The sequence below is a fragment of the Sorangium sp. So ce296 genome (genome assembly GCF_051529605.1).
Lineage (GTDB): Bacteria > Myxococcota_A > Polyangia > Polyangiales > Polyangiaceae > Sorangium > Sorangium cellulosum_D.
In genome coordinates, this window is sequence record NZ_CP150325.1 from 1,642,180 (window position 1) to 1,656,480 (window position 14,301).

Sequence of the window (14,301 nt, forward strand, 5' to 3'; positions counted from 1 at the left end):
CAGCACGATCGATGCGCGCCGCACGAGCCGCTCCCCTCAGTAGGACTCGTTGGCAGGGTACGTCGCCATGACGTTGATCTTGTACTTCACGTACTGGTGCGGGATCGTCCCCCAGTCGGGCGTCGGCATCGCGCGCTTCACGCAGCGGAGCAGCTCCTTCGTCTTCGCGCGGTTCACCGTCGTCGACTTGCCCGCGTAGAGGTTCGTGCGCTTGCGGCGGAAGTCCATCTCGAGGACGTAGCTCACCGTGATGCTCGTCTTGCCGGACGGGGCGCACTGCACGTTGTCGCGGATCGCGCGCGCGAGCGCGTCCTCGAAGAAGGTGACGTGGTCGCAGCGCTCGGGCGGCGTGGTGCCCGGGCCGGGGTTCTCGCACTTGATCGTGGTGAACGGCGAGAGCTTGACGCCCTCGTCCACCGCGGCGCCGGCGTCGGCGAGCGCGCCCGCGTCCCACGCGTAGGCGCCGGCGTCGGCCGTCGCGGCGTCCGCGGACGGGATCGACTCAGGCTTCGGGCGGCGCCAGAGGTAGAGCGGCACCGCGACGACGATGAGCCCCGCGACGAGCGCGATGATGATCTGGAGCCGCACGGGGCGCTCGCCGCCGCCGCGGCCGAGATAACGGTACGGCGAGGGCTGAGACGGCGGGCTGGACGGAAACGGAGGCCGGCTGTTCATCGGACGCGTTCAGGTTCAATCGATGAGCGTCCGCGCAGGGCGCCCGGGCTCGCCCTTCACCAGCGTCGCGCCGAGCTCGAGCGTCTCGGGGAGCATCCCCTGAACCTGCGCGACCACCTGCTCGACCACGTGGCGCGCCTCGTCGATGCTCGGACCCACGATCGAGACGACGAACTTGAGCGGCCCCGTCCGCCCCGCCACGGCGGGCGTGAGGCTGAGCAGCAGCATCTCGGTCAGATCGATCACCCGCTGCGCCGCCTTCCGGAGGGCGAGCATCTCCAGGATGGTCGGGCGCTCGCTGACCTGGCGGTTCGGCCCGCGCAGCTCGTAGCGCGCGACCTGCATCGGCACCTCGGCCCAGTCGGCGAACAGGCCGTCCTCGTCGATCGCCTTCATCAGGTGCTCGCGCACGAGCAGGCCGGTGAGGCCGTCGCGCTTCGCCAGGTACTGCTTCGCGCGCCGGTGCTGCGGCGAGTCCGGGCCGAACGTCACGAGCTTCATCCGGCACTCGCCGACCTGCACCTCGCCGCCGTGCAGCAGCGAGACCTGCGACTTGCGCTCGTAGTTGAAGTCCGCGTAGGTGCCGTTCGTGCTGCCCTGATCCTCGATGAGCCACGAGCCGGTCTGCCACTTCAAGATCGCGTGCGCCCCCGAGACGGTCGCCTCGGGAACGCACAGGCTCTGATCGCTGCGCCGGCCGAGCGCGAGCTTCGTGTCGTGCAGCGGGAGCAGCGTGCCGACGATCTCCGGCGCGTTCGTCGCGTACGTCACGAGCAGCGACTGCGCGCCCGGCGTGAAGTTCAGCTTCAAGGCGCCGCCCGGCGGCGGGCCCGGATCGAGGCGCTCGCGCGGCAGCTGGATCGGGCTCGTCGTGAGCTGCGACGGGTTGAAGAAGCGCATGTGCCGCGCCTGCGGCCGCATCGACGGGTCCTCGTTGAGGCCGCGGAAGATCTGCCGCACCTCGTCGATCGACAGGCCCGCGGGGACGTCGAACATGATCTGCTGCTTCATCGTCTTGAGCCGCGGCTTGTAGCCGGGCTCGGGGACGCGGCAGGTCCACATCTCCCAGAGCGTCAGGGCCATCGCGTACACGTCGTCCTCGGGGCTCGCGCCGCCGTTGCGCAGCCGCTCGGGAGACATGTAGTTCGGCGTGCCGCCGTCGGGCGGCGCGCCGGGGCGGCGCGCCGAGGCGCGCGCGCGCTCCTGCGCGAAGCCGAAGTCGAGGATCACCGCGCGGCCCTCGGAGACCATCACGTTGCCCGGCTTCAGATCGCCGTGCACGAGGCCCTGCGCGTGGATGGCCGCGAGCCCGTTGCACACCTCGCTCGCGATCTTGCGGAACTCGTCGGCCGTGTAGCCGCCCTGGGCCTTGCGCTTGCGGATGTGCGTGTGGAGCGTCTGCCCGGGGATCTGCTCCATCACGAGGATGGGGCCCCACGGGCTCGGCGCGAGGTCGTGCACGCGGCAGACGTTCGGGTGGCCGACCGAGCGCGCGAGGAGCAGCTCCTGGCGGAGCGCCTCGTCGTCGCCCGGCATGCGCGACTCTTCGCGGACCACCTTGAGCGCCACGGTCTGCTGCGTAGAGCGATCGAAGGCTAGGAAGACCTCGCCCATGCCGCCTTTACCGAGGCTCTGACGGATGTCGTAACGATCGTTGATGACCGTTCCGGCAGTGATGGGAGGAGGGGGTGTCTTGGTCACGGCCCGCGGTGGATGAAAGGAGCGCGAACCGGAGCGTGCCCGACACCGGCTGCGGCGCACAGCGTCGTCCATCTGAACGTCGAGCGCAACGGTCGTTCTAGGGAACAGACAGGACGCAGCGCGGCGGCAGCCGCCGGCCCGCTGGTTTGTGCCGAGATCGCCCCTCCGGACGCCCCGGGCGCCGGGATCTCTTCGGGATCTCTTGACGATGGCCGCCGATTTGTTTACGCGGCTCGGCCAGCCCGGCGGGACCGCCGCGCGCGCCGGCGCTGGCGCCGCGAGGCGCGCCGGCCCAGCGAGCCGGCGGAGCCGAGATCCGGCGCGGCGCCCCCGCTGGCCCGGAGCCCGGGACGGACGCGATCACCGGACCGCAGCGCCGCGGATCCTTGGAGGACCGATGCGCTGGGACGGCTGGATGGAGCAGAGGAGAGCGCGCCTCGCCGCGGCGGCGCTCTGCGCGGCGGCGGCGGCGTTCGCGCAGGGCTGCGGCGACGACGCGGACGGGAGCGCCGCCGCGGCGTCGGGCGGCGGCGCGGACGGCGCCGGGTGCCTGGACGCGCGATCCCACGGCGCGCTCTTCTCGCTGGTCGACCCCGCGTGGTGCGCCGTCGCCGTCTACACGACCGACGAGGAGATCGGCTTCGCCTCGGTGACGTGGGGGCGGCACGGCGGGCCGATGTTCGCGCGGAGCGGCGCCGGCGGCGCGGCGGAGATCGTGCGGCTCACGCCGCCCGAGAGCGCGGACGGGGAGCTCGCCGCGGCGCGGACGACGATCGACGCCGGCGTCCCCGACGGCGCCTTCCTCGGCGCGCAGGCCGTGGACCTGCCCTTCTTCGACTGGACGGCGATCTCGTGGACCAGCGCGTTCCCCGAGACGCTCGGCGAGCTGATCCTGATCGAGGACCGCGCGGTGCGCGCGGTGGCGGAGCGCTACGAGGTGAACGGCTTCTTCGCGGCCGCCGCCGTCGAGGGGCGCCTGCTCTACACCGGGCTGTCGCCGCTCGGCGACGCCGCGGCGGGCGCGAACGGCCTCTATGCGGCCGACCGCTGCGGCGCGGCGGGGCCCGACGCGCGGCTCGTGCCCGAGGGCGACGCGAGCTGCGCGGCGCCCGACGCCGTCGCGGCGTGGGGCGACAGCTCCGGCCCCGTCGCCGCGGATCTGCGCGGCAACGTGGTCGCCGTGCTCCCGTCTGCAGACGGAACGCAGGAGGCGCGCGGCTTCGCGGCCGAGGCGATCGCGCGGGGCGCCGGGCCCACGGAGGGCGACGTCCTCTTCTCGCTGCCGGGCAGCGGTACGAGCCTCGCTGCCCTCGCGCCCGAGCAGGGCGCGCCGGGCCTCGTCGTCTTTCAGCCGAGCGACCCCGCGACCTACGAGGCGCTCGCGCCGGTCGCCGTCGCGACCAGCGACGACGGCGGCCGCATGCGCGCCGAAGGCGCCCCGGCCCCGCTCGTCGAGCTCGCCACGGCGGGCACGCTGCTCTCCCTCTTCACCGACGACGCGAACCGCCTCTGGATCGGCGGCCCCCTGCCGGACGGCGGGTTCCTGTTCGCGGTCGCCGTCCGGCGCTGAGCCGACCGCCTCGGGCGGCCCCTCCAGGCGCCGCCCACGCGCCGCGCGGCGGCTCACCGGCCGTCCGGACGGCAGCGCACCAATGTCCGCGCATTTCCTGCGCGTATCGTGACACTGCAGATTGACACCTCAGAGTCGCCTCAGTCACACTGCTTTCGAGGCGGCTGCTGTGTGTCCAATCTTCACCTCCTCACGCTGCCCGAGGAGAGGCACGACATGCCCGAGGGCCGACAGCCAGAGGTAACCGGCAGCGCGAGGGGCTCGAGGGCTGCCGCGCCCGATCCGCTGCTAGGGCGTGTCATCAACGGCCGCTTCAAGATCGTCAGCGTCATCGCGCGCGGCGGCATGGGCAAGGTGTACAGGGCCGAGCAGGCGCCGCTCGGCCGCATCTGCGCCCTCAAGGTGCTGAGCCCCAAGTACGAGGGCGATCACGATCCCGAGTTCCACCGGCGCTTCTTCCTCGAGGCGTCGACCGCGGCGAAGCTCTCGCACCCGAACACGGTCACCGTGTTCGACTACGGCCAGAGCGACGACGATATCTACTACATCGCGATGGAGTACATCGAGGGGAAGACCCTCCACCGCGTGCTCCGCGAGGACGGGCCGTTCCCCGAGGCGCGCGCCGCGCACATCGCCCGCCAGATCTGCCGGTCGCTCCGCGAGGCGCACGGGCTCGGCGTCGTGCACCGCGATCTCAAGCCGGGCAACGTGCTGCTCGTCGACCACGAGGACGAGCACGACCACGTGAAGGTGCTCGATTTCGGGCTGGTCAAGGACACCCAGAGCGGCGAGGACCTGACGCAACAGGGCCTGTTCATGGGCTCGCCCAAGTACATGGCGCCCGAGCAGATCGCCGGCAGCGGGGTGTCCGCGCGCACCGATATCTACGCGCTCGGCGTGATGATGTACGAGATGCTGTCGGGCCAGGTGCCCTTCGACAAGGGCGCGAGCGTCGGGACGCTGATGTCGCACGTCAACGACCCGGTCCCGCCCATGCAGGCGCACAACCCGAGCCTCTCCATCTCTCAGACGATGGAGGGGATCGTCTACCGCTGCCTGGAGAAGGACCCGGCGCAGCGCTTCTCCTCGATGAACGAGCTCCTGGCCGCGCTCAAGTTCGCCGCGGGGGGCATCTCCACGCGGGACACCGGCGAGACCGCGCCCATGCTGCCCGGCGCGGCGAGCCACCGCCCGTCGGCGCCCTCGTACCCGTCGCTCCCGGCGTATCCGCGGCCCCCGTCGTATCCATCGTCGCCGTCGTATCCGTCGGCGTCGTCGTATCCGCCGACGCCGTCGTATCCGCCGACGCCGTCGTATCCGCCGACGCCGTCGTACTCGACGACGGGTGACATCCCCGGCCTCTCCACGCCGAACTCGGCGCCTCCCACGAGCTCGCCCGTCACCTTGACCGCCCCCATCGCCACCGACAGCGGGCTCCGGCCGCCGGTGGCGCCCCTCTTCGTCGCCCCGTCGATCACCGACTCGATGGGCACCGACCCGATGGGCACCGACCCGATGGGCACCGACCCGATGGGCACCGACCCGATGGGCACCGACCCGGTCGGGGCGCGCCCGGCGCCGCACGCCGACGGGCTCTCGTCGACCCAGCCCGGCGCGAGCCCGGGCAGGCGGCTCGCGCCCTGGGCGATCGGCGCGGCCCTCGCCGCCGTGGTCGGCGTCGCCGCCGTCATGACGCGCTCGCCGGCGCCAGGGACGAGCGCCGCGGCGCGCGAGCAGGGCGCGGGGCGCTCGCCGGCGGCCGAGGCGCCCCCGGCGGCCGAGGCGCCCCCGGCGGCCGAGGCGCCCCCGGCGGCGAGCGCGCCCGCGGCGCGCCCGCTGCAGGTCGAGAGCACGCCGCCCGGGGCGGCGGTCCGGGAAGGCAACAAGGAGCTCTGCGCCGAGACGCCGTGCGAGATCATCTGGCGCGGGACGGCGGCCGCGCTCGCGTCGGAGCACGAGCTCGTGTTCGAGAAGGCGGGCTATCGCCCCGCGATCGTGCGCGTCTCCGGCGCCGAGGAGAGGGTGCGCGCGCGGCTCGACCCGGCCCCGATCGCGGCGCCGGGCGCCCCGAGCAAGCCCAGGGCGAACGTCCAGAAGGCCGATCCGTACAAGAGCAACCCCTACTGACGCGCGCGCACGCGCGCCGGCCGCTCTGGTAGGATCGCCGCGCCTTCGCGGCCAGAGCCGCTCGTCATGACCAGCGCGGCTTCGCGCTCGCGGGAGGGGCGCGCCGGGCGCTCCCCTCGTCGATGAAGTGTTCGGTGTGATGTGGGGAGCCGCGCCGTCCGCGCTCCCGAGCTCTCGCCGGGATCGCCGTCGCGGCCCGGCCTTTGTCGCCGGTGGGTCGCGGTCGCGCCCCCGGCCCCGATGAGGACAGGGCGAACTCATGTCGTCTCCCGATTCCTGCTCGCACGGCCGGAACGGCGCCGCCCCGGCGCCCGCACCGACCCACGACGCCCGCCCGCCGCGCCCCGCGCGGCCGCGCAGCGGCGCGGCGCTCGCGCGGCGGCTCCTCGCCTGCGCCGTCGCCCTCGGCGCGACGACCGCCGCGCGCGGCGCGCTCGCCGACGCCCGCACCGAGGCGCGCCTCCACTTCCGGGCAGGCATGGACCTCATCGCCCAGAAGCAGTTCGACGAGGGCATCCGGCAGCTCCAGAAGGCCAACGAGATCCTCCCCCACCCGAACGTCGTCTTCAACATCGCGCGCGCGCACGCCGAGGCCGGCCACATCGAGCAGGCGATCGCCGCGTACCGCGAGTACCTCGCGAGCGATCCCGCGGACCGGGACCAGGTGACGCGGATCGTCGAGCAGCTGGAGCAGCGCCTCGCCGCGCAGCGCGCCGCGGCGGCCCCGGAGGCGAGGCAGCCGCCCGCGCCCGAGCCGCAGCCGCCCGCCCAGCCCGCCCCCGGCGACGCGCCCGCCCAGCCCCCCGCCGGGCAGCCCCCCGCGGGGACCGCGGCGCCGACCGGCGCCGCCGCGGCCCCGGCGCCCGCGCCGGCCTCGAAGGCGGCGCACGTCGACGCCGCGGGGATCGTCGGCGCCGCCCGCACCGAAGACGTCTACCAGGAGACCGTGATCACCGCGTCGCGCGGCGCCCAGAGCCCGCTCGACTCCCCGAACTCGACGACCATCGTCACCCGCCAGGACATCCGGCTCTCCGGCATGACCCGCATCCCGGAGCTGCTCCGGCGCGTCGCCGGCATGGACGTCATGCAGATCACGGGCGGCGACGAGAACGTCTCGATGCGCGGCTTCAACAGCCGCCTCGCGAACAAGCTCCTCGTCCTCGTGAACGGGCGCACGGTCAAGAACGACGTGCTCGGCTCGACCTTCTGGGAGGCGCTCTCGATCGACGTGGATCAGATCGAGCGCATCGAGGTGGTGCGCGGCCCGGGCTCGGCGCTCTACGGCGCCGACGCGTTCGCCGGCATCGTCAACATCATCACGATCGAGCCCGGCGCCGGGAAGAGCGGGTTCCGCGCGGGCTACGGCGACCACCAGCAGGGCTACGGCTCGGTGTGGGCCTCCGCGCGGGAAGGCGACTTCGCGTACCGCCTGTCCGCGGGCTACACGCGCTATCCGCGGTGGACGCGCGAGGTCGCGGGCGACCGCATCGACCTCGAGACGAGCGGCCAGAGCCAGGATCTCGGCGCGGAGAACGTGCGCATCGATCTCCGGGCCTCGCAGCGGCTCGGGCCGCGCCGCGAGCTCGCGGTGGGCGCCGGCTACTCCCGGAGCGAGCTCGACATCTACGGCATCGGCCCGTTCAACGACTACAACCTGGAGGTCGCCAACACCGACGCCTCGGTCGCGTACCGCGGCGAGAACGTCAACGCGCGGACGTACTACTCGTACCTCGACGGCACCTCGCTGCTCAACGCCGCGTACCTCGGGCACACCCTGTACGCGGGGCGGCCGCGCCAGCACATCGTGAACGCCGAGCTCGAGTTCGCGAAGACGCTCCGCGCGCCCGCGGCCGTCGCGCACGACTTCCACATCGGCCTCGGCTACCGGCTCAAGGCGACCGACTGGAGCTACCTCGACGGCGACATGCCGATCGAGCACCACGGCTCCGTGTTCCTCCAGGACTCGATGAAGCTCGGCGAGCGCGTGACGGTGGTCGCCTCCGGCAGGCTCGACTACGTGCCTTACCTGGAGCGGCTCATCCCGTCGCCGCGCGGCTCGGTCATCGTCAAGCCGGCCGCCCGCCAGGCGATCCGCCTCTCCGGCTCGACGGCGTTCCGCTCCCCCACGTCGCTCGAGGCGTACGTCGACCTGCCGATCCAGCTCGCGCTGCCCGGCCTCGAGCTCCTCTCGACCACGCGGCCGCCGGTCCGGTCCGACGTCATCATCGACCCCGAGCAGATCATCACCGCCGAGGCGAGCTACCTGAACCAGCAGAGCGATTACTTCGAGTTCGAGGTCACCGCGTACTACAACCGCGTGAGCGATCTCATCGTGCTCGCCGAGCCGCAGCGCATGACGCTCTCGCAGCGCGCCCAGGGGATCGGGGGGCTGAACCCGGAGACGGGGCGCTACACGTCCGGCTTCGGCGGCTTCGAGAACCAGTGCGACGTCTACCACGTGATCGGCGGCGAGCTCGGCGGCCGCGTCTACCCCGTCGAGGGGCTCGACATCTTCGCCAACTACGCGCTCAACCTGTCGGAGCAGCAGCGCCCCGCCGGGTGCAACGCCCCCGAGGACGAGCGCACCAGCCGGCACAAGGTGAACGCCGGCGTCCAGGTCCGCACCCCGATCGGCGTCGACGGCGAGGTCACGTTCCACTACCAGTCCGCGCAGGCGTGGGCCGAGCAGGTCCCGGCGGGGACGGTCATCGCCACCACCGTCTACCCGCTGCCCGCGTACACGCTGCTCAACGCGCGCCTCGGCTACCGCTTCCTCGACAACCGCGCCGAGATCTCCGCGACCGTCTTCAACGCGCTCGACGGCCTCGGCGAGGCGCCGCTGCAGATGCACCCGTTCGGCAACCGCATCGGCCGGCGCTTCATGGGATTCTTCCGGTACTCGCTCTAGGCACCTCCATGCTCGGATCCAAGCCCCGCACCGGTCTCCTCCTGCTCGGCGCGCTCCTCGCGGCCCTCCCGGGGTGCGAGGACGCGGACGTCTTCATCCCGCTGCCGGACCAGAGCGGCCCCGCCGGGGTGCTCGACGGCACGGTGACCTACTCAGGCCCCCGGCCCTGCACGAAGGACGGCCGCGTCGTCGGCGCCGCGATCGTGCTCGGCTTCGACACGCGCCTGCTGCCGCCGCCGGAGGGGCTCGGCACCTCGGCCGCGAGCCTCGACGTGATCCCCGGCGACGAGCTGTTCGGCGGCCTGGGCGCCGCGCTCGATCGCACGAGCGACGGCGCGCTCCGCTGCCCCGCGCCGGACGATCCGCCCGTGACCGTGAGCGCCACGTGGCGGCTGTCGCCGCTGCCCGCCGGCACCTACCAGGTCCGCGCCTTCTACGACCACGACGGCGACTTCGATCCGATCTTCAGCATCGCCAACCTGCCGACCCGGGGCGACGTGGCCGGCGGCGCGATCGAGAACGCGGCCGAGGCGCTCGGCGGCGCCGCCCCGCGGTACCGCGAGATCGCGCTCGCCGCCCCGATCCCCGCGACCGGCGCGCGCGTCGGCGGCATCGCGGTCACCCTCGGCCTGCCGCTCCCGCTGGAGCGGCCGATCTTCCACGTCGCCGAGGTGCTCGCGCCGCCCGACGGCGTCGAGGAGGGCCCGGGCGAGGTGGTCATGGCCTCGGACTTCCAGCTGGAGACGTTCAGCCCGACCAACCCCGCCGGCACCGAGGCGTCGCTCCTGCGCCTGCGGCTCGCCGCGGGCGTGCCCGACGAGGAGATCGCCAGCGCGGCGAAGCCCCCGATCTCGCTGCCGGTGGGCGGCGAGCCCGCGCCGACCCTCACGTACGCGCGCCAGGACGTGAACGGCGACGGAGCGATCGACGGCGACGATCACGTGCCCGACTCGGCGCTCCTCCCGGCGCTCTTCCCGATCGCGGTGTTCGCGAAGCAGAGCGCCGACGATCCGCTGGTCAGCCAGGCCGCGCCCGCGGTGCTCCTCCAGGGGCTCACGATCTACGACGACCTGCTGACCACGGCCACGCTCGGCGCGGAGCCGCTCAACGAGCCGCGGGACAGCGCGCTCGTCGGCGTCCGGCCCGCCGCGCTCTGCATGCGCCCGACCGAGCCGGAGCGGGGCGGCGTCCTCGTGGTAAGCCACGCGAAGGACAAGGAAGGCAACGACATCATCGCCGAGCAGGACAGGGTCGAGGAGGCGCTCGCCCGGCAGTTCGGGCGCCCGATCGAGATCGTCTACGGCTGCCTGCCCGAGGGTCGCTACGCGCTCAACCTGATCTACGGCACCGGCCAGGCCTGGACCGTGCCGAACGAGGCCGGCGTGTGCGCGCCGTCGGAGTCCGCGCCGTCCCCCGACGTCTGCGGCGCGCGGCCGCGCCTCGCCTCGCAGGACATGGTGCTCCGCATCGGTCCGCCGGACGACCCGGCGTACTGCGCCGAGCACCCCACCCCCGCGCTCTGCCTGCCCTGAGCGCCTCGCGCCTCCGCGCCCGCCCCGAAAGAAGCGCCGTTTTCCTGCGGAGAGCGCCGGTTGCGCCGCGCGCGCCGGTTCCCTCGCGCGCCTTCACCGATGGTAGGGTCCAGGCCCATGCGCTGGTTTCGCTTTCCCTCGCTTGCTTGTCTGGGGGCGCTCGGCGGCGCCGCGGCGGGCGCGCTGGTTCCCTCCGACGCGTCCGGCGGCTGGCCGCCGCCCGCCTCGGCCAGCGCAGCGGACATGGCCGATCCCGAGAACTGGCCGAACGATCCCGAGTACGGCCCCTCGGCCACGCAGAGCGGGCAGTGGAGCTTCTACTCCTTCCTCCCGGCCCCGAGCGGGAGCGTGCGCCCCCGCCCGGAGGAGTCCGCCGCCGGCATGGCGATCGATCTCGCCTGGCGCCGCACCCAGGGCGACCCGCGCGTCCGGATCGCCGTCACCGGCTCCGGGATCCTCTGGGACGACGACGATCTCCTCGAGAAGGTGTGGCTCAACCGGGGCGAGCTCGAACCCCACAAGCCGCTGCACGCGGACGGCACGCCGTGCGCGGGCGACGGCGAGCTCGCCGGCTTCGACTGCAACGGCGACGGGGTCCTCTCGGCCTCGGACTACAAGGACACGCCGGGGCTCACGCCAGCGGCGTCGGCGGGGCGGCCGCGGGGCGATCGGAACGGGAACGGCCGGCTCGACGCCGGCGATCTCCTCCTCCACTTCTCGGACGGCGAGGACGACGATGACAACGGCTACGTCGACGACATCGCGGGCTGGGACTTCTTCAAGAACGACAACGATCCGTTCGACGACACCCTGAACGGCCAGGGCACCGAGGGCGCGAAGGTCGCGGCGGCGCAGACGAACAACGGGCTGGGCGGCGCGGGCGCCTGCCCGCTGTGCAGGGTCGTCCCGCTGCGCGTCGGCGACAGCCGCGTCGCCGACGCGCAGGACCTCGCGAAGGCGATCCTCTACGCGGCCGACCTCCGGGCCGACGTCGTGCAGTGCCCGGTGACCGCCGTCGACAGCACCGCCTTCCTCCAGGCGGCGCTCGATTACGCCCACGGCGAGGGGACGCTCGTCGTCGCGTCGGTGGGCGACGAGGGCTCGCGCCACCACAGCGCGCCCGCGATGAGCAACCACGCGCTGCCCGTGAGCGCCGTCCGCTACGACGGCCAGAGCGTCCGGACGTCGACCACCTTCCTCGACGCCTCCCCGTGCTCGAGCTTCGGCGGCAACAACCTGCTCGCCGTGTCGAGCGCCGGCTGCGCCAGCGACGCGACCGCCGAGCTCGCCGGCGTCGCGGGCCTCCTGTACTCCGCCGCCCTGGAGCGCGGCGTCGCCCTGTCGCCCGCGGAGGCGCAGGGCCTGCTCATCGTGAGCGCCGACGACATCGACGTGCCCGAGTCGCGCGAGCCCGGGTCGCCGTACCGCGCCTCGCAGCCGGGGTTCGATCAGCGGTTCGGCCACGGCCGCGTCAACGCGAACCGCGCCGTCGAGGCGCTGCGCGACGGGCGCGTGCCGCCCGCGATCGACCTCACGTCGCCGCGCTGGTTCGAGGTCCTCTACAAGGACCAGGTGCAGGTGCCCGTGCCGATCGAGGGCACCATCTCGGCGAAGCGGGCGACGGCGTACGACTACGCGATCGAGTGGGCGCCCGGCGTGCAGCCGCTCGAGTCGGACTTCAGGGTGCTCCAGCGGGAGGTGAACGTCGCGCCGACGGTCGTCATCGGCGCCGGCGGCCCGCTCGCCTCGCTCGACGTGCGCACCATCGACACGTCCCACGCCCGCGACGCCGACAGCCCCCACGGCGAGAACGACCGCGCGATCACGGTGCGCGCCTGGGCGACCGCCCGCTACGGCGGGGCCGCCGGCGACGTGCGCAGCGAGGCGCGGCGCACCTACTACGTCGCCAGCGATCCGACGCTTGTCGACGGCTTTCCGCTGCTCATCGGCGACAGCGGCGAGGGCAGCCCGAAGCTCGCAGACCTCGACGGCGACGGGGGGCGCGAGATCATCTACCCCACGGCCGGCGGCGAGCTGCGCGTGCTGAAGGCGACGCCGAAGGGCCCCAAGCCGCTGCCGGGGTTCCCGTTCCGGACGCGCCACGCCGACGGCCTCGATCCCGAGACGCCGGAGGCCTCGCCCGCCTCCTACCGGCGCGCCCGCGCGTACGACGAGGTGGCCTGGGACAAGCTCGGCCGCGAGCCGATCCTGGGCGCGCCCGCGATCGCGGATCTCGACGGCGACGGCGCGCAGGAGATCGCGATCTCGACCTGGCCGGGCACGGTCTACGTCATCGGCGCGGACGGCTCGCTCCGCGACGGCTGGCCGGTGCGCCTGCCCGAGGTCCCCTCCTGCCCCCTCGATCTCGGGGCGCCGGCGAGCGCGCCGTGCATGTCCGCGGACGCGCGGATCGCGCGGGGGGCGTTCGCCGCGCCGGTCCTCGCCGACCTCGACGGCGACGGCCTGCTCGACGTGATCCAGGCGGCGTTCGACGGCAAGGTCTACGCCTTCGACGCGGACGGCGGCGCGCTGCGCGGCTGGCCGGTGGAGGTGCACTACGAGGGGCCGCTGGCCCGGGAGCCGGCGCGGAGCCGCCTGCTCGCGACGCCGGCCGTCGCCGATTTCAACGGCGACGGGCTCCCGGACCTGCTTGTCGGGTCGAGCGAGCGGCTCGGCGACGACGGCGATGCCGGGGCGGTCTACGTGCTCGACGCGCGCGGCGCCGCCGCGCCCTCCGGGCCGGTGCTCGCGGGCTGGCCGGTCACGATGCCGTCGCTCTCGCTCACGCCGCTCGTCGCGGAGGGGATCGCGGCCTCGGGCGTCGTCGGCCGGTTCGGCGGCACGCTGGCGGGGGTCGTGCAGGGCAACGGCGCGCCGCCGCTCGTGCTCCCGGCCTCGCCGGGCGCGCAGGACGGGCTCCTGTCGACCCCGGCGGGCGCGCTGCCGCCTGCGCGGGGCGGCTCGGCGGCCGGGCTCGATCCGACGTTCGGCCCGCTCTCGCCCGCCGCGGGCGCCCGGACGATGCTCCCGCTGCTCTCGCATCCGGCGCTGGGCGACGTCGATCAGGACGGCACCCCCGACGTGATCGCCGCCGGCGCCTCGGAGGCGGCCGCGCTGGCGCTCGCGGGCGAGCGCGGCGCGGAGCGGCCCGCTCACCTGCTCGCGGTCTGGAGCGGCCGGTCGGGCGCGATGCTGCCGCGCGCGCCGTTCGTCCTCGAGGATCACACGGTCGGCAGCAGCCAGGCGGTGGTCGATCTGAACGGCGACGGCTACCCCGAGGTGCTGACGGGCTCGAGCGGCTATTTCCTGCACGCCTTCGACGGGTGCGGCCGGGAGCCGCGCGGGTTCCCGAAGTTCACCGGCCAGTCGATCGCGACGACGCCGGCGGTGGGCGACCTCGACGGCGACGGGACGCTCGAGGTCGTGGTGGGCACCCGCGACGGCTGGCTCTTCGCGTGGCACACCGAGGCGACGACCGACGCGCTCGTCGCGTGGGAGAGCTTCCACCACGACAACCGGAACACGGGCAACCTCGAGACGCCGCTCGATCAGGGGGGCGGGCGGAGCGCGGCGCGACCGCTCACCGTGGACCTGTGCGAGGGCCCGCAGCAGGCGCAGGTCCTCCTGCGGCTGGGCGGCGGCTGCGCCTGCGCGGCCGCGGGGGATCCGCGGGGCGGGGCCGGCGAGCGCGCGGCGCTCGGGGCGGCGCTGCTCGGGGCGATGGCGCTCTGGGGGCGGCGGCGGAGGGCGTAGGCGGGGCGCGCGGGGCTGCGGCAGCCGGGCGAGCC

At 74.1% G+C, this 14,301-nt stretch carries 7 protein-coding genes; 5 read left to right on the forward strand and 2 right to left on the reverse strand.

The genetic code is table 11. From position 1 onward, the window contains the following. Positions 1–36 precede the first annotated feature (36 nt). Positions 37–675: a hypothetical protein gene (locus tag WME98_RS06220; RefSeq protein ID WP_061628246.1), complete on the reverse strand. Its 639-nt coding sequence runs from the start codon at positions 673–675 to the stop codon at positions 37–39. Positions 676–690: 15 nt separating this feature from the next. Beyond that, positions 691–2,376, reverse strand: a complete 1,686-nt coding sequence (locus WME98_RS06225; protein ID WP_272826330.1) for an FHA domain-containing serine/threonine-protein kinase — start codon at positions 2,374–2,376, stop codon at positions 691–693. A gap of 397 nt (positions 2,377–2,773) precedes the next feature. On the opposite strand from WME98_RS06225, the gene WME98_RS06230 reads away from it, so the two are divergent. The 5 genes from WME98_RS06230 to WME98_RS06250 all read left to right on the forward strand — a co-directional run bounded on the left by WME98_RS06230 (position 2,774) and on the right by WME98_RS06250 (position 14,266). After that, a complete protein-coding gene (locus WME98_RS06230) occupies positions 2,774–3,946 on the forward strand; it encodes a hypothetical protein (RefSeq protein WP_437950459.1) in 1,173 nt (390 codons plus the stop codon). 171 nt (positions 3,947–4,117) lie between these two features. Continuing rightward, positions 4,118–6,073, forward strand: coding sequence for a serine/threonine protein kinase (locus WME98_RS06235; RefSeq protein WP_437950461.1), 1,956 nt, complete (start codon positions 4,118–4,120; stop codon positions 6,071–6,073). Between the two features lie 259 nt (positions 6,074–6,332). Next, on the forward strand, positions 6,333–8,981 hold the full coding sequence (locus WME98_RS06240) for a TonB-dependent receptor domain-containing protein (protein ID WP_437950462.1): 2,649 nt from the start codon (positions 6,333–6,335) through the stop codon (positions 8,979–8,981). An 8-nt stretch (positions 8,982–8,989) separates the two neighbouring features. Next, a complete protein-coding gene (locus tag WME98_RS06245; protein ID WP_437950463.1) occupies positions 8,990–10,513 on the forward strand; it encodes a hypothetical protein in 1,524 nt (507 codons plus the stop codon). Positions 10,514–10,630: 117 nt separating this feature from the next. After that, positions 10,631–14,266: an FG-GAP-like repeat-containing protein gene (locus tag WME98_RS06250; protein WP_437950464.1), complete on the forward strand. Its 3,636-nt coding sequence runs from the start codon at positions 10,631–10,633 to the stop codon at positions 14,264–14,266. The last annotated feature ends 35 nt before the right edge of the window (positions 14,267–14,301 follow it).

Excerpts from the sequence above, each read along its gene's own strand:
- WME98_RS06230 (WP_437950459.1), top strand. The coding sequence starts at position 2,774 with ATGCGCTGGGACGGCTGGATGGAGCAGAGGAGAGCGCGCCTCGCCGCG.
- WME98_RS06245 (WP_437950463.1), top strand. The coding sequence starts at position 8,990 with ATGCTCGGATCCAAGCCCCGCACCGGTCTCCTCCTGCTCGGCGCGCTC.
- WME98_RS06220 (WP_061628246.1), bottom strand. The coding sequence starts at position 675 with ATGAACAGCCGGCCTCCGTTTCCGTCCAGCCCGCCGTCTCAGCCCTCG.
- WME98_RS06250 (WP_437950464.1), top strand. The coding sequence starts at position 10,631 with ATGCGCTGGTTTCGCTTTCCCTCGCTTGCTTGTCTGGGGGCGCTCGGC.
- WME98_RS06240 (WP_437950462.1), top strand. The coding sequence starts at position 6,333 with ATGTCGTCTCCCGATTCCTGCTCGCACGGCCGGAACGGCGCCGCCCCG.